16 protein-coding genes are annotated in these 18,961 nt (G+C 36.9%); 13 read left to right on the forward strand and 3 right to left on the reverse strand.

What is annotated here, in order from left to right; all coding sequences use genetic code 11:
- The first annotated feature begins 15 nt into the window (after positions 1–15).
- From FFWV33_RS06865 to FFWV33_RS06905, 7 genes are all read left to right on the forward strand, one after another.
- On the forward strand, positions 16–1,068 hold the full coding sequence (locus FFWV33_RS06865; protein ID WP_108740223.1) for an NAD(P)/FAD-dependent oxidoreductase: 1,053 nt from the start codon (positions 16–18) through the stop codon (positions 1,066–1,068).
- A 404-nt stretch (positions 1,069–1,472) separates the two neighbouring features.
- Complete coding sequence (locus FFWV33_RS06870) at positions 1,473–2,519, forward strand: homocysteine S-methyltransferase family protein (protein ID WP_108740224.1); 1,047 nt, start codon at positions 1,473–1,475, stop codon at positions 2,517–2,519.
- A 735-nt stretch (positions 2,520–3,254) separates the two neighbouring features.
- On the forward strand, positions 3,255–4,253 hold the full coding sequence (locus tag FFWV33_RS06880; RefSeq protein WP_108740226.1) for a PDDEXK nuclease domain-containing protein: 999 nt from the start codon (positions 3,255–3,257) through the stop codon (positions 4,251–4,253).
- A gap of 277 nt (positions 4,254–4,530) precedes the next feature.
- On the forward strand, positions 4,531–4,875 hold the full coding sequence (locus FFWV33_RS06885) for a KilA-N domain-containing protein (RefSeq protein ID WP_108740227.1): 345 nt from the start codon (positions 4,531–4,533) through the stop codon (positions 4,873–4,875).
- Between the two features lie 276 nt (positions 4,876–5,151).
- The gene (locus tag FFWV33_RS06895) at positions 5,152–8,238 is read left to right on the forward strand and encodes a vitamin B12 dependent-methionine synthase activation domain-containing protein (RefSeq protein WP_108740229.1); all 3,087 of its coding nucleotides are present in this window, start codon (positions 5,152–5,154) and stop codon (positions 8,236–8,238) included.
- A gap of 169 nt (positions 8,239–8,407) precedes the next feature.
- Positions 8,408–9,361 carry a methylenetetrahydrofolate reductase [NAD(P)H] gene (metF, locus tag FFWV33_RS06900; RefSeq protein ID WP_108740230.1) on the forward strand — a complete coding sequence of 318 codons (954 nt, stop codon included), beginning with the start codon at positions 8,408–8,410 and terminating at the stop codon, positions 9,359–9,361.
- An 11-nt stretch (positions 9,362–9,372) separates the two neighbouring features.
- The gene (locus tag FFWV33_RS06905; protein WP_108740231.1) at positions 9,373–10,185 is read left to right on the forward strand and encodes a polysaccharide deacetylase family protein; all 813 of its coding nucleotides are present in this window, start codon (positions 9,373–9,375) and stop codon (positions 10,183–10,185) included.
- A 275-nt stretch (positions 10,186–10,460) separates the two neighbouring features.
- On the opposite strand, the gene FFWV33_RS06910 is transcribed toward FFWV33_RS06905, so the two are convergent.
- From FFWV33_RS06910 to gldA, 3 genes are all read right to left on the reverse strand, one after another.
- Positions 10,461–11,153 (reverse strand): T9SS type A sorting domain-containing protein, encoded by a 693-nt coding sequence (locus FFWV33_RS06910; RefSeq protein ID WP_159085982.1) that lies wholly within the window; start codon positions 11,151–11,153, stop codon positions 10,461–10,463.
- 11 nt (positions 11,154–11,164) lie between these two features.
- Positions 11,165–11,659 carry a phage tail protein gene (locus FFWV33_RS06915; protein ID WP_108740233.1) on the reverse strand — a complete coding sequence of 165 codons (495 nt, stop codon included), beginning with the start codon at positions 11,657–11,659 and terminating at the stop codon, positions 11,165–11,167.
- Positions 11,660–11,928: 269 nt separating this feature from the next.
- Positions 11,929–12,825, reverse strand: coding sequence for a gliding motility-associated ABC transporter ATP-binding subunit GldA (gldA, locus tag FFWV33_RS06920; RefSeq protein WP_108740234.1), 897 nt, complete (start codon positions 12,823–12,825; stop codon positions 11,929–11,931).
- A gap of 457 nt (positions 12,826–13,282) precedes the next feature.
- On the opposite strand from gldA, the gene FFWV33_RS06925 reads away from it, so the two are divergent.
- The 6 genes from FFWV33_RS06925 to dtd all read left to right on the forward strand — a co-directional run bounded on the left by FFWV33_RS06925 (position 13,283) and on the right by dtd (position 18,946).
- Entirely contained in the window at positions 13,283–14,116 is an 834-nt protein-coding gene (locus tag FFWV33_RS06925) for a prephenate dehydratase (protein ID WP_108740235.1), read from the forward strand.
- A 59-nt stretch (positions 14,117–14,175) separates the two neighbouring features.
- On the forward strand, positions 14,176–15,321 hold the full coding sequence (locus FFWV33_RS06930) for an aminotransferase class I/II-fold pyridoxal phosphate-dependent enzyme (RefSeq protein ID WP_108740236.1): 1,146 nt from the start codon (positions 14,176–14,178) through the stop codon (positions 15,319–15,321).
- A 58-nt stretch (positions 15,322–15,379) separates the two neighbouring features.
- A complete protein-coding gene (locus FFWV33_RS06935; protein ID WP_108740237.1) occupies positions 15,380–16,231 on the forward strand; it encodes a prephenate dehydrogenase in 852 nt (283 codons plus the stop codon).
- 66 nt (positions 16,232–16,297) lie between these two features.
- The gene (locus FFWV33_RS06940; RefSeq protein ID WP_108740238.1) at positions 16,298–17,377 is read left to right on the forward strand and encodes a bifunctional 3-deoxy-7-phosphoheptulonate synthase/chorismate mutase type II; all 1,080 of its coding nucleotides are present in this window, start codon (positions 16,298–16,300) and stop codon (positions 17,375–17,377) included.
- Between the two features lie 139 nt (positions 17,378–17,516).
- Positions 17,517–18,494: a ribosome small subunit-dependent GTPase A gene (rsgA, locus tag FFWV33_RS06945; RefSeq protein ID WP_108740239.1), complete on the forward strand. Its 978-nt coding sequence runs from the start codon at positions 17,517–17,519 to the stop codon at positions 18,492–18,494.
- Positions 18,494–18,946, forward strand: a complete 453-nt coding sequence (gene dtd / locus FFWV33_RS06950) for a D-aminoacyl-tRNA deacylase (RefSeq protein ID WP_108740240.1) — start codon at positions 18,494–18,496, stop codon at positions 18,944–18,946. Before rsgA ends, dtd begins: the two co-directional genes overlap by 1 nt.
- The last annotated feature ends 15 nt before the right edge of the window (positions 18,947–18,961 follow it).

The raw sequence follows: 18,961 nt of genomic DNA on the forward strand, positions 1-18,961 counted from the left end.
CCCAAAGTAAGAACAATGATTGAAACAGATATCCTTATCATAGGAGCCGGTCCAACTGGTTTATTTGCCGTTTTTGAAGCAGGTTTATTAAAATTAAAATGTCACATCCTAGATGCTTTACCGCAGCCAGGTGGACAATTGTCAGAGTTATATCCAAAGAAACCAATCTACGATATCCCAGGATTTCCAGAAGTATTAGCTGGAGATTTAGTAGATAATTTGATGGAGCAAATCAAGCAATTCGAACCAGGTTTTACCTTGGGAGAGCGTGCTGAAACTATCGTTAAGCAAGAAGACGGTACGTTTATCGTAACTTCAAACGAAGGAACAGAATTTCATGCCAAAGTAATTGCTATTGCAGGTGGATTAGGAAGTTTTGAACCAAGAAAACCTTTGATTGACGGAATCAATTTCTACGAAAATAAAGGGGTTAAATATTTCATCAAAGATCCAGAAGTATTCAGAGACAAACGTGTTGTTATCGCCGGTGGTGGTGACTCTGCTTTGGACTGGAGTATTTTCTTGACCGATGTAGCTTCAGAGGTAACTTTGATTCACCGTCGTAACGAGTTTAGAGGAGCTTTGGATTCTGTAGAAAAGGTACAAGAATTAAAAGATGCTGGAAAAATCCGCATGATTACACCTGCTGAGGTAGTTGGAATCAACGGAGCAGAGCACGTTGAGTCTATCGTTTTAGACGAAAATGGAGCTAACAGAACTATCGAAACTGACTTTTTTATTCCACTTTTTGGATTGACACCTAAGTTAGGACCAATCGGAGATTGGGGATTAGAAATTGAGAAAAACGCAATCAAAGTAAACAACGCTTTGGATTACCAAACTAACATCCCAGGTATATTCGCCATCGGTGACATCAATACCTATCCAGGGAAATTGAAGTTGATTCTTTGTGGTTTCCACGAAGCAACTTTGATGTGTCAAGCGGCATACCAAATCATCAACCCAGGAAAACGTTATGTATTAAAATACACAACCGTTTCAGGGGTAGACGGATTTGACGGTACTCGTAAAGAAGCACCAAAAGCAGTGGTAAAAGCAATTAATTAAAAATAAAGTTGCTGAGTTACTAAGGTTCTGAGTTACTAAGTTTTTTAGTAATTCAGAACCTTTTTAGTTTTCTAAAGGACTTAGGCTCTTAGCAACTTAGCAACTCAGGAACTTCAAAAAAACACTTGCAAGTGGTAAGGCTATTGCTTTACTTTGCAGTTCCAAAATTTACAAGAATTAGGAGCAGCAATTTCGGCATTTTCAGGAAGTTGGGTTCCCGCTTTCGCCTTTATCTTTTTGTTTTTTAAAGAAAAAACCAAAAAGGATATTGGCTCTATCGGGGCTAAAGAGAAAGATTTTGCATTTTAGGAAATTCAGTTCAGACGCGATTCATGTCGTCTAAATATAAGTCAACAAAAAAAAGCATAGCGCCTTAGCGTCTTTGCGGTTAATAAAATAAAGTTATGTCCAGTAATACAAAAGACAATTTAGGCGTTCCCCCTTCGGGGGTTAGGGGGATAAAGGAAGCAATTAAAGAAAGAATCCTAGTTCTCGACGGAGCCATGGGAACCATGTTGCAACGTTACAACTTCTCCGAAGAAGATTTCAGAGGAGAGCGTTTCAAAGATTTTCCACATTCTTTAAAAGGAAACAACGATTTATTGTCGTTGACACAACCTGTTGCCATTGCAGAAGTGCATGCGGCCTATTATGAAGCAGGAGCCGATATTGTAGAAACCAATACCTTCTCTGGAACCACCATCGGAATGGCCGACTATCACATGGAAGATTTAGTCTATGAATTGAACTACGAGTCGGCAAAAATTGCCCGCAAAGTAGCCGACGAATTCACAGCCAAAAATCCAGCCAAACCTCGTTTTGTAGCGGGTTCAATAGGACCAACAAACAGAACAGCAAGTATGTCACCAGACGTAAACGACCCTGGATACAGAGCCGTAACTTTTGATGATTTGCGTATTGCTTACAAACTACAAGTAGAAGCCTTAATCGACGGAGGAAGCGACTTATTGTTGGTAGAAACTATTTTTGATACCCTAAACGCCAAAGCAGCACTTTTCGCCATCGAAGAAGTAAAAACCGAAAGAGGAATTGATATTCCAATCATGGTATCAGGAACTATTACCGATGCATCAGGAAGAACCCTTTCTGGACAAACGGTAGAGGCTTTCTTGATTTCGGTATCACACATTCCGTTATTAAGTGTAGGATTCAATTGTGCCTTAGGAGCCGATTTATTGAAACCGTATTTACAGACTTTGTCTCAAAATACTTCATTCAATATCTCTGCACACCCAAACGCAGGATTGCCAAACGCCTTTGGAGAATACGACGAAACACCAGCCGAAATGCAAGCACAAATACGTGGGTACCTCGAAGATAATTTAGTAAACATCATCGGTGGTTGTTGTGGTACAACTCCAGACCACATTCGATTGATTGCTGAGGCGGCTAGTGAATTTAAGCCTAGGGTTTCTGAGGCGGTGATGTAAAATGATATCTAAAATAATGTAAATGTATTATTTGTTATTAATAGCTATTGTTTTCTCAATGAACTATTTAGTGTATTCAGTGTTGAAAGGCAAGGATGGTTTTATTGAACTAATAGGATATAGCATAATTATCTTTATTGTCAACGTGTTTATTGCAAAGATTTATGGGATTTTTGTTAATATGAAAGATATGCCTAAAAGTGGTAGCATTTTTATTTTTTTAGGTTTTAGCTGGGGTATATCAGTAATGACTTTGATAAAAAAGAATATTAATAAAAGGGTTGATATTTATAGACACCTTAATTTGGTAGAATATATTGGGGAGATTACATTCCTGAAGTTTTTTACCATACTTATAACTTTTTTTCAGCTATATTTAATTTTATCAAAAACAATTTTTGAGTTGAATTGATTCTAGCTAGTCTCTTCTTTAGCGAGAACCTCCCCCGCTAGCGCAAGCGTCACGCTTGTGCCCACAAAGAGAATAAAAACATAGATTTAGTTTTGTTATTCCGACGGAGGAGGAATCACATAACGAGAGCAATAAAAGAGAGCAACAAATGCGATTGCGTCGTTCCTCGCAATGACAGATGAAGCGGGATTTCCTGCAAGGTTTTTTTTAACCTTGTAGGTATAAATGAAAAGGAATTTAAAACAAACAAATCTACAAGGTTTTGAAAAACCTTGCAGGAGTGTAAATCAAAGAGAATAAAGAAAGAACGATAATTTAAAAATATGATCCCAGAGAAACAACCGTATTCAAATCTTATTGAAACCATTGGCAGTTTGTTGCAGCAAGGCAGGCAACAAGCGGCACAAGCGGTCAATACTATTTTGGTACAAACCTATTGGACTATCGGGCAACATATTGTAGAGTTTGAACAAGATGGAAACGAAAAAGCAGAATATGGTAGTCAGTTGTTTGAGCGACTTTCGAAAGATTTAACAAACGCATACGGCAAAGGATTTAGTCGTTCTAATCTTTTGTATATGCGAAAAATGTATGTTTCATTCCCAATAAGTGAGACAGTGTCTCACTTATTGACGTGGAGTCATTATTTTGAAATTTTAAAAGCAGATTCAGAATTAGAAATCAGTTTTTATACCAAGCAATGCCAACTCGAACGATGGAGTGTTCGGGAACTGAAACGTCAAATGCGAAGTTCCTTGTTTGAAAGATTAGCTTTGAGTAAAGACAAAGAAGGTGTCCTGAAATTAGCACGAGAAGGACATATTGTAGCCGCACCAGAGGATTTGATTAAAGACCCTTTTGTGTTGGATTTTTTGAATATTCCCGAACAACATCAGTATTTAGAAAACGAATTAGAAGAGAAGATTATCTCGAACTTGCAGCGATTTATAATGGAAATGGGTAAAGGTTTTGCTTTTATTGGCAGACAATACCGAATGAGTATTGGAGGAAAGCATTTTTATTTGGACTTGCTTTTTTATCATAGAATACTAAAATGTTTTGTTTTGGTAGATTTAAAGAGGGGTGAAATTGACCATCAAGATGTTGGACAAATGAATTTATACCTTAATTACTTTAAAAAAGAAGAAGCAACCGAAGGAGATAATGAACCAATAGGTATTATTTTAGGGGCACACAAAAATCATATTTTGGTAGAGTATGCAACGGATAGCATCACAAATAAAGTGTTGTTGAGTAAATATCAATTGTATTTGCCTGATAAAAAGACATTACAAAACCAGTTGAATAAGTTGTTGGAGTAATCCCTCCCTGTTAATACGATTGTTCCCAGCTATCGCGAGCGTCTCGCTCGTGCCCGCAAAGACAAAGGTGCTTAAAATTATGACTATTTGATGTATGTTACGTAATGGTTGGCGCCCGTTCCTAGCAATGACAAATGCAGAATCATTTTTGTAAAGAGAAATTACAAAATAAAAGTTCCGTAGGAACGACCAATTTGTGGTGCAGATTTCAATCCCTTGCTACAAAATACAAATTGAAAGGGATTTTTTATTGTTAAATAATATAGAATAATACTCTATGGATAAAATTAAACAAAAAGTAATTTTGAATGCGAATGGTGCAGAAATTGCTGTTTTGCATTTTGGGGATGATAACGATTATCTTTCCTTGACTGATATTGCTAAGTTTAAAAATCCAGATGATGCTTTTATTGTTGTTAATAATTGGCTTAGAAGTAAGGATATAATCCTATTTATTGGCCTGTGGGAACAATTAAATAATCCTAATTTTAAACCTATCGAATTCGATAGGTTTAAAAATGAATCGGGAACAAATGCTTTTACTTTATCTCCGCAAAAATGGATAAATTCGACAGATGCAATTGGGATTGTCTCAAAACGAACGAGCATTAAGATTAAATAAAATGGGAATTGAACAAATGACTTCCCTTTTGAAAACAGAGCAAAAGAAGTTGTTGTAACCACAAAACCGCGTGAGGGATAGAAGTGGAGCTCCTTTTTTCATCAATTGCCTCGGGTTTAAACCCGAGGCAATTGATGAAAAAAGAGCGGGAACGAATAGCCCGACCCGACCTTTTTTTGGAGGGACACGCCCAAATAATGATAAGAATCGCTTTGTAAAAAGCAAACAATATAAACTTAGTCACTCAGAATCTGAGATACTTAGAAACTTAAAAAAATGGCAGAAAAAGTAGCAAGAAGAAATTTGGTTTTATCGGGATTAGAGCCTTTGATTATTACGCCTGAGAGTGTTTTTGTAAACGTTGGGGAGCGTACGAATGTGACGGGTTCTAGAAAATTTCTTCGATTGATAAAAGAGGAGAAGTACGATGAAGCCTTGAGTATTGCGAAGGAGCAAGTAGAAGGTGGAGCACAAATCATCGATATTAATATGGATGAGGGAATGCTAGACGGTGAATATGCGATGGTGAAATTCCTGAACTTAATTGCTGCCGAACCCGATATTGCCCGTGTGCCAATTATGATTGACAGTTCGAAATGGCATATTATTGAAGCTGGGCTAAAGGTAGCGCAGGGGAAATGTGTGGTTAACTCGATTTCGTTGAAAGAAGGAGAAGAAGCTTTTATCCATCACGCACAACTAATTAAACGTTATGGAGCTGCGGCGATTGTGATGGCTTTTGATGAAACTGGTCAGGCAGATAATTACGACCGTAGAGTAGAGATTTGCCAACGTTCGTATGATATTTTGGTAAACAAAGTAGGTTTTCCTGCGCAGGATATTATTTTCGATTTGAATATTTTTCCAGTCGCTACGGGGATGGACGAACACCGCTTGAACGCTTTGGATTTCTTTAGAGGAACCGAATGGGTGAGAGCCAATTTGCCACACGCACACATAAGCGGTGGGGTGAGTAATGTGTCGTTTTCGTTTAGAGGAAATGATACCGTTCGTGAAGCGATGCACTCGGTTTTCTTGTACCACGCGATCAAAGCCGGAATGACAATGGGAATTGTAAACCCAGAGATGTTAACAATTTACGATGACATTCCGAAAGATTTGTTGGAGCACGTAGAAGACGTAATTTTGAACCGTCGCGATGATGCTACAGAGCGTTTACTAGACCTTGCAGAAAACGTAAGAGGCGATGTGAAGTCGAATGAAAAAGCGATACAAGAATGGCGTTCGGGAACTTTTCAAGAACGTATTACACATGCCCTTGTAAAAGGAGTAGACGAATTTATTGTTGCCGATGTTGAAGAAGCACGTTTGGCGGCTACAAAACCGATTGAAGTAATCGAAATCAATTTGATGGCGGGAATGAACGTTGTCGGAGATTTATTTGGAAGCGGAAAAATGTTTTTGCCTCAGGTAGTAAAATCGGCACGTGTAATGAAAAGAGCTGTGGCCTATTTGTTGCCTTACATTGAAGCAGGAAAACGCCCCCCAACCCCCAAAGGGGGAGTTAAGGACTCAAAGCACTGGGAAACTGCGAATAGGATGAACTATGGTTTATTGAAGGATTTTGCTAAAAAAATGCGTAATGAACCTACAGATGCAGAGAGGGTATTGTGGAGAGAATTAAGTGGTAAACAATTAGAAGGATATAAGTTTAGAAGACAACATATTATAGGTGATTATATTGCTGATTTTGTTTGTTTACAAGAGAATGTAATAATTGAGGTTGATGGATTAATTCATCAACTACCAGAAAACTTTGCTAGTGATGAAGAAAGAACTAAATGGTTGAATTCGGAGGGATATCAAGTAATCCGATTTACCAATGATGAGGTTTTATTTGAAATGGAAAAAGTTTTAACTCAAACTTATTCCGCACTGACGGCTCCCCCTCCGGGGGCTAGGGGGGCGGGAAAAATATTGATGGCAACAGTAAAAGGAGATGTTCACGATATTGGAAAGAATATTGTTTCGGTGGTATTGGCGTGCAACAATTACGAAATCATTGATTTGGGTGTAATGGTTGCGCCAGAAAAGATTATTGCAGCTGCTATAGAGCACAATGTGGATATTATTGGACTGAGTGGTTTGATTACGCCTTCGCTAGACGAAATGGTGTTTTTGGCCAAAGAATTGGATAAAAGAGGAAGTAAAATTCCGATTATGATCGGGGGAGCTACGACTTCGCGTGCGCATACAGCCGTGAAAATCGCTCCGCAATACAAGTCAACCGTAGTGCATGTAAACGATGCATCGAGAGCGGTTACGGTAGCAGGAAATTTATTAGACCAAAATAGCGAAACCTATACTGCCGGAATTCGTGAGGATTACGATGCTTTTAGAGAGTCATTTTTAAACCGTTCAAGAGATAAAAATTTCTTGACGATTGAAGATGCTCGTAAAAATAAAATGCAATTGGACTGGAACGAGTTCATACCCGTAAAACCAAAAGTGATTGGGGAGCAAATTATTGAAGTAGATTTGGATGTTTTAGTTCCTTATATTGACTGGACTCCGTTTTTTCAGACTTGGGAATTGTTTGGTAAATATCCAGCAATCTTGACGGATGAAGTAGTTGGTGAACAAGCAACAGCCGTTTTTGCAGATGCACAAGCGATGTTGAAAGTGATTGTGGCCGAAAAGAAATTACAAGCCAAAGGTATCTACGGAATTTTTCCTGCGAATCAAGTCAACGACGATGATATTGAATTGACAGACGAAAACGGAAAACCGTTGCAAACGTTCTTGACTTTGCGTCAACAATCTCAAAAAACCAAAGGAGCACCAAATATTGCGCTAGCCGATTTTATTGCGCCAAAAGACAATGGAGTAGTCGATTATATGGGTGCATTTTGTGTAACTACTGGTTTTGGAGTTGACGAATGGGCAGCCGAATTCGAAAAAGATTTTGATGACTACAATTCGATTATGGTGAAAGCACTTGCCGACCGTTTTGCAGAAGCTTTTGCAGAGTACCTACACGAAAAAGTACGTAAAGAGATTTGGGGTTATGCAGCAGATGAAATCTTGAGCAATGCCGAATTGATTAAGGAAACCTATGCCGGAATTCGTCCTGCACCAGGATATCCTGCTTGTCCAGACCACTTGGAAAAGCCAACAATCTGGAAATTATTAAATGTAGAAAAAGAAATAGGAGTAACTTTGACCGAGAGTATGGCTATGTGGCCCGCTTCATCTGTGTCAGGTTATTATTTTGGAAATCCAAAAGCAAGGTATTTTGGGCTAGGAAAAATAAAAGAAGACCAAGTAATTGATTATGCAAAACGTAGAAGCATCTCTACAGACAAAGCCACAAAATGGTTGAGTCCTAATATAGCAGATTAATCCCCCTAGCCCCCGAAGGGGGAACTCTAATCTTTGTAAATAAAAATTAGAGTTTGGAGGTAATTGTTAATTAATGCACATAAAGAATGAAAAACAATATAATTATTAACCAAATCGAGTCGAGTTTTTTAGACACGATTGTAATTCCCCCTTCGGGGGTTAGGGGGCTATGAAAGTAACACAACATTTAGAAAACGCCAAAGGAAAACCATTGTTCTCCTTCGAAATTGTACCGCCGCAAAAAGGAAGTAATATCAATGATTTATACGAAAATATAGATCCTTTGATGGAATTCAAACCACCTTTTATTGATGTAACTACTTCGAGAGAAGAGTTTGTTTACATAGAGAAAGACGGACTTTTTGACCGTCGTATTACACGTATGCGTCCTGGGACAGTTGGAATATGCGCTTCTATTCAGCATAAATATGGCGTAGATGCTATTCCGCACGTGTTGTGTGGTGGGTTTACTAAGGAAGAAACAGAATATCTATTGGTAGATTGCCATTATTTAAACATCGACAACTTGGTTGCATTACGTGGAGACCCGATGAAAGGCGAGAAATATTTCGAACCTGCAAAAGGAGGCCATGCTTATGCATCTGAATTGGTGAAACAAATCAAAGCGATGAATTCGGGTCAGTTTTTACACGATACCATGCCGATGAAAAGTGCACCCGATTTTTGTGTTGGTGTTGCCGGTTATCCAGAAAAACATATTGAAGCACCAAGTCTAGAAGCCGATCTAAAAAGGTTGAAAGAAAAAGTAGATGCGGGAGCAGATTACATTGTTACCCAAATGTTTTTTGATAATCAACGATATTTTAAGTTTGTTGAATCCGCAAGAGCAATGGGAATTACAGTGCCAATTATTCCTGGAATCAAACCAGTTGCAGTTAAGCGTCATTTACAATTGTTACCGCAAGTCTTTTGGTTAGATATGCCGGAGAGTTTGATAAGCGATGTCGAAAATGCCAAAGACAACCTAGCCGTTCGTCAAATTGGAGTAGAGTTTGCAGTGCAACAATCCAAGGAGTTAATTGAATTTGGTGCGCCTTGCGTTCATTATTACTCAATGGGGAAATCGGATAATATTTATAATATCGCAAGTCAGGTTTTTTAATCCATTCGATTATGAACATAAATAATAATTATAGAAAACAGCGCACTATTTGGTGTGCTGTTTTTGTTTGCATCCTATCGGTTTTTTCGTGTACTAAAATCGAAGAAGATATAGAAGCGCCTTTCGAAACCGTACCTCAAGCAGGCGTTGCAATTACTTTTGATGATGATTATGTTGATGAATGGTTTACTGTCAATACGATCTTGAAGCCATACGATTGGAAAGCTACATTTTTTGTTTGTGAATTCGAAAAACTAAAATACGAACAATTAAACAAGTTAAAAGAACTAAAAAAAGAAGGGCACGAAATAGGAGGTCACGGTTGGATACATCTGAAAGCAGCACCTTTTGAAAAACGACATGGTGCAGCAGGCTACTTAGATGACGAAATTTTACCTATGCTAGAAGACATGAGAGTACATGCGCTCCCCGTTCATTCTTTTGCATACCCGTATGGTTCACACGATGCAATCACAGATACGCTATTATTGCATGAGTTCAATATCATTAGAGGTACTACTTATGGAAGTCTATCGCCAAGTCAGCAAAAATGCTATTTTGACAATAACAGTCGTGTCCTACTAGGTTTAGGAATTGACAATAGCTATCCACAATTTAGTATTCCGTATTTTTTGTCGCTGGTAGAATATGCTAAACAAAATAATAAGATCGTTGTTTTTTATGCGCATAAACCCGTTTTGAAAGCCACGGGAAAATATGAGACAGAATACAAAACATTGATTGAAATTTGCAAATACATCAAGGCAAACAACATGAAATTTTATACCGTTTCAGAATTGTATTTAAAAGAGAAAAATAAGTAATTTTTTCAGGAGCTATTTTCACTCTTGATCTTTCGTGACTTTGCAATCTTTTCTTCTCTCAAAAATGTAATAATAAAGGGATTATCACTACTACCAGCCAGCTGGTCTAGGCTAGGGCATTTGCATTAATAAGAATATTTAGTTGCAAACCGCGTAATAAAAAAAAGCATCGTTTCCTGAAAAACGATGCTTTTTGCTTTATAATAATTTTAGGATCGGAGAATAAATCCTATTTGTTCTATGTAATTATAATACAGTCAAAAAAAAAAGAAGAATTATTCTTTTACAAATTTGTAAACTGAAACACCTTCTTTAGATTTTAAATTCAAAAAGTAAACACCAGTTTGCAATGCTGATACATTTACTTCAGAATTGCTTGAAGTTGTATTGATAACTTTTTGACCTTGCATATTCATAACTGCAACATTTTCGATTAAGCTAGTAGCACTAGTAAAATGCAACACATCATGCACAGGGTTAGGGTATACAACTACATCATTATTTGTAATTATCAAATTGCTCCCTAACGTAGTGCTTTGTACTGCACCAGTTAATATAGCATTTGTCGTAGTTAGATTACCACCACATTCAGATGCTGTTAACGCTGTATTCTCTGTCCATGTACCAAGGTTAATGTCGGGTGGATTTGGTAATGAAGCAGATGAATTCGAATAGATTAAACTGGGCTCTATAAAATCACCATTTCCGCTATCTGCTAAAAATTCCCATTTTAATGTAATAGCGTTCCATTTCAGCATGAACTCACAAGTTCCTAGTCCTCCACAATCTTGATCTCCATTGACAGGGGTAGTTGTATAAAAATTTCTTCCAGTAGTATCTGTTCCTGAATAATTAAAAATATAGTTTTGATCCTCGAATAAATCATGACAACCATTAAAGGTTATTGTCTGTGCATTTGAATACATACTTGACATGATGACTAGGCTATAAAGTATTTGTTTTATCATTTTCATAGGTTTTAACTTCTAGATGGAAATATACCTTGTAAGGCAATTATAAAGTTTACAGTTCTATAAGGCTGTATATTGTTGATAGATGAATTACCTCCAGCTGGACTGATCATTGTGCTTTTCATAATAACAGCATCAGTTGCTGCAGTAGAGTATTCTTTGTCAAGTACCTTTGTATTTGCTGGAAGTGCATTTGTGGGATCATTTGTATTTCCGTCTGTGCTTACTGCATTTACTGTATGACTATGTGAAGGCATTTGGGAAATATTCAATGTATTTGTTTCAGTACCTCCAGATTGACCTAAACTTCTTCCTGAAAGACCAGGTCCATTTCCGGGATGCATTGGTACTCTTCCTCTCAAATCAGGTAAAGCAAAGGTTGTTCTTCCATCGCCGCCGTAAGTTGTTCCTATAATGCTAAATAATGCTGTGTTTTGTGAGATAGCTAATAATTGTCCATCACAAAAAGCCCAACCTCTTGGTGCAAAATTACCTGCAAACATAGAAATTTGACCTAGTAAAGGATCTGTTTGTGCTACTGCTTTTGTAGACTAAAAGCTAATAAAAACGATTAAAAACAAAAAAGTAAATTTTCTCATAATTTTTCTGATTAAAAAGTGAATTTCAAATGTCAGAATAAATTTTAGATATTAAAAAAAAAATGAGGTTAATTTTTTGAATAATAATGGAAAAGTAACTTATAACAAAAAAGCACCATAAAAATGATGCTTTTTGCGTTAAGACTGAATACTAAAAACCGTAAACTGAAAACTTATTTAGTAATTTCCCTAAATATAGCTTCTAGGTTTTTATTTTTCTGATTGAGTTGTAGTGTTTTCAATCCATTTTCATTGGCAAAGTCAAAAACTGTGGGACGCATGTCTTTATCAGCTTTAAAAGTCAATTCCCATGTCATGTCGTGGGTGTTTTTATACGAAACTAAGTTTTCAATTTTGGCAATCACTTGCTCTTCTATTTTATAATCGAATTCCACTTCTAGAACCTGTTCTTTTTCTTCAGAGATGAGATGATCTAGTTTTTTATCGGCAACAATTTTTCCGTTGTTAATGATGATGACACGATCACAAATCGCTTCCACCTCTTGCATAATATGTGTAGAAAGGAAAACCGTTTTGTCTTTACCTACGTTTTTAATTACGTTTCTTATTTCGATCAACTGGTTTGGGTCCAGTCCTGTAGTTGGTTCATCCAAAATTAAAACATCAGGATTGTGAAGCAAAGCATTTGCTAGTCCTACACGTTGACGGTATCCTTTGGATAGCTGACCTATTTTTTTATGGCTTTCGCTTGCTAAACCAGTTAGCTGAATCACTTCATCAATTCTAGATTTTGCTACTTTGTAAACATCTGCATTAAAAGCCAAATATTCGCGAACATACAAATCCAAGTACAACGGATTGTGTTCTGGCAAATAACCAATAGATAACTGAACTGCTTTTGCGTTTAGTTGTACATCATGTCCATTCACAAGAGCGATTCCTGTATCAGCATTTAAATATGTAGTTAAGATTTTCATCAAAGTAGATTTCCCAGCTCCATTTGGACCCAAAAAACCAACAATTTCTCCTTTGTTTACCGAGAAAGAAATGTTGTCTAACGCTTTTTGAGCGCCATAACTTTTTGAAATATTTGTAACCGCTATAGACATAACTTTATTATTTGATACAAAAGTAAACAGAAAATTATTCAGTTTCGTATTTCAATTCGCAAATCGACGCATTTATTGGTGCTCATCGTCGTTAGAATTTGAACTTTTTGTAAATTTTATATCACGATTATGTTTTTAGATTATCAAATTGCTAAAAAATCTGTTTTTTGCTTCTTTTTCTATTGCTGATAAGGAAAAATCGATTGTATTTGTTGGTTTTTCTATATTTTTTTAAAATATTTGATATTTTTTTGGTATGATTTTAAAATAAGTTTTACATTTGCGACTCAAATTTATTACAAAGCATTACAGATGTCTAATAACCGATTTTATTTTAGCAACACTTATTTCTTCTTTAACGAGAAGTAAGGATTGTGCTATGGTTATTTGAGAAGTAAAAGAAACAAATAAAGATAATATACAATCCTGATGAAAATCAGGATTTTTTTTTGAGTTTATGGAAGCAAAAATTGCAATACAAGGTATAAAAGGATCATTTCATCATCAAGTGGTGAAGGAGTATTATAATGAAGAAGTTGCAATTGACGAGTGTTTGTCTTTTGAGGAATTGATTGATAGTTTGCTTTCGGGCAAATCAACACAAGCGGTTATGGCGATTGAGAACTCTATTGCAGGGCCAATTATTCCTAATTATGCTTTGATTGATAAGAATGATTTACACATCATTGGAGAGTATTATTTGAATATTTCTCAAAATTTGATGGCGTTACCAGGACAAAATATCGAAGATATTCAAGAGGTTTATTCGCACCCAATGGCTTTGTTGCAATGTATGGAGTTTTTAAAAAAATATCCAAACATTAAGATTGTTGAGGATAAAGATACGGCCGAGACAGCGCGCAGAATTCAAGCTAAAAACTTGAGAGGTATCGCTGCAATAGGTAGTACGGTAGCTGCAGAGATGTATGGATTGCAGATTTTGGCTCCCGCAATACAAACGATTAAAAACAATATGACTCGTTTTGTAATCATTAACAAGGAGAATTCGTTTGTACCTCAAAATGAGATCAACCGCGCTTCGATCAAATTTGAATTGGACCATAAAAGAGGAAGTTTGGCAGCGGTGCTAAATGTGATGAGTGATTGTAGGATGAATTTAACCAAAATACAGTCTCTGCCAAAAATTGAAACACCTTGGAAATATTCATTTTTTGTAGATGTTACATTTGAAGAATATGCCGATTTTGCCAAAGCAAAGTCATTGCTTGAGATTATGGCGGAATATTTTAAGATTTTGGGAGAGTATAAAAACACCAAACCGTCGGTATAATTTTTTTAGTTCGAAAGTTTAAAAAAGAATAACTCAGAAATGAGTAATACATAAAAGGTATGATTGCACTAGCGAATAGATTGAATACAGTTGAAGAATATTATTTCTCATCAAAATTGAGAGAAGTAAGACAGCTAGCTGCTGAAGGAAATCCAGTTATCAATATGGGAATTGGAAGTCCAGATTTGAGTCCGTCGCAAGACGTGATTGATGCAGTGATTGAAGGAATGAAGGATGAAAATGGTCATCAATATCAAAGTTATCAAGGGTTGCCAGAGTTGCGTAGCAGTATGGCTGACTTTTATCAAAATAATTTTGGAGTGACGGTTAATCCAGCAACTGAGATTTTGCCATTGATGGGATCGAAAGAAGGGATTATGCATATTTCACTTGCGTTTTTGAACGAAGGAGATCATGTTTTGATTCCGAATCCAGGTTATCCTACCTATACTTCGGTTACCAATTTGGTTGGAGCAGTACCAGTATATTATGATTTGAAAGAAGCAAATAATTGGGAGCCTGATTTTCAAGCTTTGGAACAGTTAGATTTATCGAAAGTGAAAATCATGTGGATTGGATATCCTCATATGCCTACGGGTGCAAGAGGAAGTCTAGGGTTATTCGAAAAGTTAATTGCTTTCGCCAAAAAACACGACATATTATTGGTTAACGACAATCCTTATAGTTTTGTTTTGAACGACCAACCGATGAGTTTGTTGCAGGTTGCAGGTGCTAAGGATGTGGCAATGGAGTTAAATTCCTTGAGTAAAACCTTCAACATGGCAGGCTGGAGAGTAGGAATGGTGTTGGGAAATGCGGCTTGCATTGATGCTGTTTTGAAAGTAAAAAGCAACATGGATAGCGGAATGTTTTTCGGAATTCAAAAAGGGGCGATTGCCGCTTTGAAAAGTGATAAAAGCTGGTTTGATTCCATGAATGCTGTTTATGCCAAAAGAAGAATATTGACAGAACAATTGGCCGAAAAGCTGAATTGTACAGTATATAAAGAAGGAGTTGGATTGTTTGTTTGGGCAAAATTGCCAGAAGGAATTGATTCTGCTGAAGCATTTATTGATCAGATTTTGCATGAAAAATATATTTTCATCACACCAGGAACTATTTTTGGAAGCAATGGCGAAGGATATATCCGATTTGCATTATGTGTAAAAGAAGAGAAAATACAAGAAGCGATAAGTCGATTTTAGATTGTTGATTAACGTCCCGAAGCGTCCGGAGCAGGATTAGCTACAAATAAAAAGAAGAATGAAAGTATATGTAGTTGGAATAGGATTAATTGGTGGTTCGATGGTTTTGGACATCAAAGGTTTGTACCCAGAGGCGACGGTTTATGGCGTGGATTTGAATGAAGATCACGTTGCTGAAGCATTAAAATTGGGGGTGATTGACCAAGCTGCCAAATTGGAAGAGGTTGTGAATGCTGATTTTGTAATTGTATCAGTTCCTGTTGACGTAGCAATGAAGGTCGTGCCTCAAGTTTTGGATTATGCAGGGGAAGAAACGATTGTTTTTGATGTTGGTTCGACCAAGAGTCCGATTTGTGAAGCAGTCGCAAACCATCCAAAGAGGAGAAATTTTATAGCGGCTCACCCAATTGCAGGTACAGAGTTTTCGGGTCCATCAGCAGCGATTACTGGTTTGTATCAAGGTAAAACAAACATTATTTGTGAGGTCGAAAAAACGGCTTTTAAGTTACAAGAGCGCGCGTTAGATTTGTTTAGAGCTATTGGGATGCGCATACGGTACATGGATCCAAAGTCGCATGACAAGCACATCGCCTACGTATCGCATTTGTCACACATAAGTTCGTTTATGCTTGGTAAGACGGTGATTGAGAAAGAAAAAATTGAGCAAGATATATTTGACATGGCGGGTTCTGGTTTCGAAAGCACGGTTCGTTTGGCAAAAAGTTCGCCAGCAATGTGGACACCAATTTTTAAACAGAACAAGGAACAGGTTGTAGAAACGTTGGAAGAATATATTTCGAATTTGACACAGTTCAAAGAATTGTTGCAAGATGATAATTACGATGCAATTTATGATGAAATGCAAAGTGTGAATAAAATTAAAGTAATCTTGAACGGTTTGAAGAAATAAGGACAGGATTACAGAATAAGAAAAGAAAAAATTAATTAAAAATATAGAAACTAAAAATTAGTAAAGATGGAAAATAAGAAAGAAATGAGAAATTGGTTAGATGCATTCAAATTGGAACATCCGTTTGTAATCGCTGGACCATGTAGTGCAGAGACTGAAGATCAAGTTTTGAAAATTGCTCACGAGTTGAAAGATTCTGATGTAAGTGTTTTTAGAGCAGGTATCTGGAAACCAAGAACACGTCCAGGAGGATTTGAAGGTGTTGGTGAGATTGGATTAAAATGGTTACAAAAAGCTAAAGCTGAAACAGGATTGCTAATGGGAACTGAGGTTGCTACAGCTGCACACTGTAAATTGGCTTTGGAGCATGATATTGATGTTTTATGGGTAGGTGCTCGTACAACTGCAAACCCTTTTGCGGTTCAAGAAATTGCTGATACATTGGCTGGTACAGATAAAATCGTTTTGATCAAAAACCCAGTAAATCCAGATATGGCTTTATGGTTAGGTGGTGTTGAACGTTTGTACATGGCAGGTATCAAAAACCTAGGTGTAATCCACAGAGGTTTCTCTACATACCAAAAAACAAAATACAGAAACATTCCAGAATGGCAAATTGCTATTGAATTACAAAATAAATTCCCTGATTTACCTTTAATCATTGACCCATCTCATATCACAGGAAACCGTGAAATGATTCTTGAAGTGACTCAAGAAGCTTTGGATTTGAACTATGATGGTATGATCATTGAAACGCATATCGATCCAGATAATGCATGGTCTGATGCGGCTCAACAAGTAACTCCAGACGCTTTGAAACAAATTTTCAAAGATTTGAAAGTAAGAAAAGTGAGTGGAGATAGCGATTTTGAAAATAAAATGACAAAATTGAGAGCTAATATCGATATCATGGATAGTAATCTATTGGAATTGATTGGTAAGCGTATGGCTGTAGCTAAAGAAATTGGTCAAGTGAAAAAAGACAATAATGTAGCAGTTTTGCAAAATAGCCGTTGGAATGAAATCCAAGGAAAAGTGCTTGACGCAGGTGCAAAAAACGGTTTGTCTAGTGAGTTTACAACAAAATTGTTCAAAGCAATTCACCAAGAAAGTATCGAACACCAAGAAAAAGTGATCAACGGATAATCTCTTTTGATTTTACATATTCAAATCCCCATACTTTATGAGTATGGGGATTTTTTTATGGATTTGATAAACATGAAAAACTTTAAACTTTATACCGAGACTTGGAGACAAACTTGAAACAAAAAATTATCTTTGCACCATGACAGGAATCGTTTATAAATCCACAGGAAGCTGGTACAGTGTAAAATCTGACCAAGGTGATTTTGTAGAATGCAGAATAAAAGGAAAGTTTAGGATGAAGGGTATCAAAAGTACCAATCCTATAGCTGTGGGCGATGTTGTGGACTTTGAGATCGAAGAAAACAACGCACAGGTAACTGGAGTGATTCATCATATTCACGAAAGGAAAAACTACATTGTGCGAAAATCGGTGAACTTATCACACCAAATGCACATCATTGCGTCCAACATTGACCGCGTTTTTTTATTGATTACTGTCAACAATCCACCTACTACGTTTAATTTTATAGACCGTTTTTTGGTTACAGCAGAAGCCTATGGTATCGAAACGATATTGGTTTTTAATAAGATAGATACTTTTGACGAGGCAACCCTTGACGAGCAATTGTACATGCAACACGTGTATCAAGAAATTGGATACAAATGTTTGCGCGTATCCTCTACGGAAAGGAAAGGTGTGGAGGTACTTCAAGAAATGATGATTGGAAAAGTAAGTATGTTTTCTGGGCATTCTGGGGTTGGAAAATCTACCTTGGTAAACGCAATGGAGCCTTCTTTGCATTTAAAAACCAAAACAATATCAGACGCTAGTAAGCAAGGACAACACACCACTACTTTTGCAGAGATGTATGATTTATCATTTGGTGCAAGTATTATTGACACACCCGGAATCAAAGGGTTTGGAATGGTGGATATGGAGCCGGCCGAGATAGGTGGCTATTTCCCTGAATTTTTCAAACTGAAAGACCAATGTAAATTCAATAATTGTTTGCACAAAGATGAGCCAAAATGTGCTGTAAAGGCAGCTTTGGAAAAGGATGAGATTGCTTGGTCGAGATACAATAGTTATCTTAAAATTCTAGAAGGAGACGAAGAGCAATACCGCACCGATATTTATGACGAAGACCGTCAAAACAGTGATAAAGGAAGAGCGTAATGCGTGTAATAATCCAAAGGGTTCTATCGGCTTCTGTTACCGTTGATTTTAAGGTAGTTGCAGATATACAACAAGGGCTACTGGTTTTGGTTGGTATTGAAGATGCAGATAATCAAGAAGACATTGATTGGTTGGTAGGTAAAATAACCAAGATCCGAATTTTTGCCGACGAGAATGAGGTCATGAACTGTTCCATCCAAGATGTGAAGGGGGAAATGATTGTTGTGAGCCAATTTACACTGCAGGCTGCAACCAAAAAAGGAAATCGTCCTTCGTACATCAAAGCTTCAAAGCCAGATATTGCAATTCCACTGTACGAGAGTTTTATTCGAAAAATGGAATTGGAATTAGGTAAAAAGGTGCAAACGGGAATATTTGGTGCCGATATGAAAGTGGCACTTATCAATGATGGACCAGTAACAATAAGCATAGATTCAAAAAATAAGGAATAATTAGTTTTTCTTTAG

The sequence above is a fragment of the Flavobacterium faecale genome (assembly GCF_003076455.1).
GTDB classification, from domain to species: domain Bacteria; phylum Bacteroidota; class Bacteroidia; order Flavobacteriales; family Flavobacteriaceae; genus Flavobacterium; species Flavobacterium faecale.

Coding starts and splice junctions, on each gene's coding strand:
- FFWV33_RS06910 (WP_159085982.1), bottom strand. CDS start 11,153: ATGATAAAACAAATACTTTATAGCCTAGTCATCATGTCAAGTATGTAT.
- FFWV33_RS06895 (WP_108740229.1), top strand. CDS start 5,152: ATGGCAGAAAAAGTAGCAAGAAGAAATTTGGTTTTATCGGGATTAGAG.
- FFWV33_RS06915 (WP_108740233.1), bottom strand. CDS start 11,659: ATGTTTGCAGGTAATTTTGCACCAAGAGGTTGGGCTTTTTGTGATGGA.
- FFWV33_RS06880 (WP_108740226.1), top strand. CDS start 3,255: ATGATCCCAGAGAAACAACCGTATTCAAATCTTATTGAAACCATTGGC.
- dtd (WP_108740240.1), top strand. CDS start 18,494: ATGCGTGTAATAATCCAAAGGGTTCTATCGGCTTCTGTTACCGTTGAT.
- FFWV33_RS06885 (WP_108740227.1), top strand. CDS start 4,531: ATGGATAAAATTAAACAAAAAGTAATTTTGAATGCGAATGGTGCAGAA.
- FFWV33_RS06940 (WP_108740238.1), top strand. CDS start 16,298: ATGGAAAATAAGAAAGAAATGAGAAATTGGTTAGATGCATTCAAATTG.
- rsgA (WP_108740239.1), top strand. CDS start 17,517: ATGACAGGAATCGTTTATAAATCCACAGGAAGCTGGTACAGTGTAAAA.
- FFWV33_RS06925 (WP_108740235.1), top strand. CDS start 13,283: ATGGAAGCAAAAATTGCAATACAAGGTATAAAAGGATCATTTCATCAT.
- metF (WP_108740230.1), top strand. CDS start 8,408: ATGAAAGTAACACAACATTTAGAAAACGCCAAAGGAAAACCATTGTTC.
- FFWV33_RS06905 (WP_108740231.1), top strand. CDS start 9,373: ATGAACATAAATAATAATTATAGAAAACAGCGCACTATTTGGTGTGCT.
- FFWV33_RS06870 (WP_108740224.1), top strand. CDS start 1,473: ATGTCCAGTAATACAAAAGACAATTTAGGCGTTCCCCCTTCGGGGGTT.
- FFWV33_RS06935 (WP_108740237.1), top strand. CDS start 15,380: ATGAAAGTATATGTAGTTGGAATAGGATTAATTGGTGGTTCGATGGTT.
- FFWV33_RS06865 (WP_108740223.1), top strand. CDS start 16: ATGATTGAAACAGATATCCTTATCATAGGAGCCGGTCCAACTGGTTTA.
- gldA (WP_108740234.1), bottom strand. CDS start 12,825: ATGTCTATAGCGGTTACAAATATTTCAAAAAGTTATGGCGCTCAAAAA.
- FFWV33_RS06930 (WP_108740236.1), top strand. CDS start 14,176: ATGATTGCACTAGCGAATAGATTGAATACAGTTGAAGAATATTATTTC.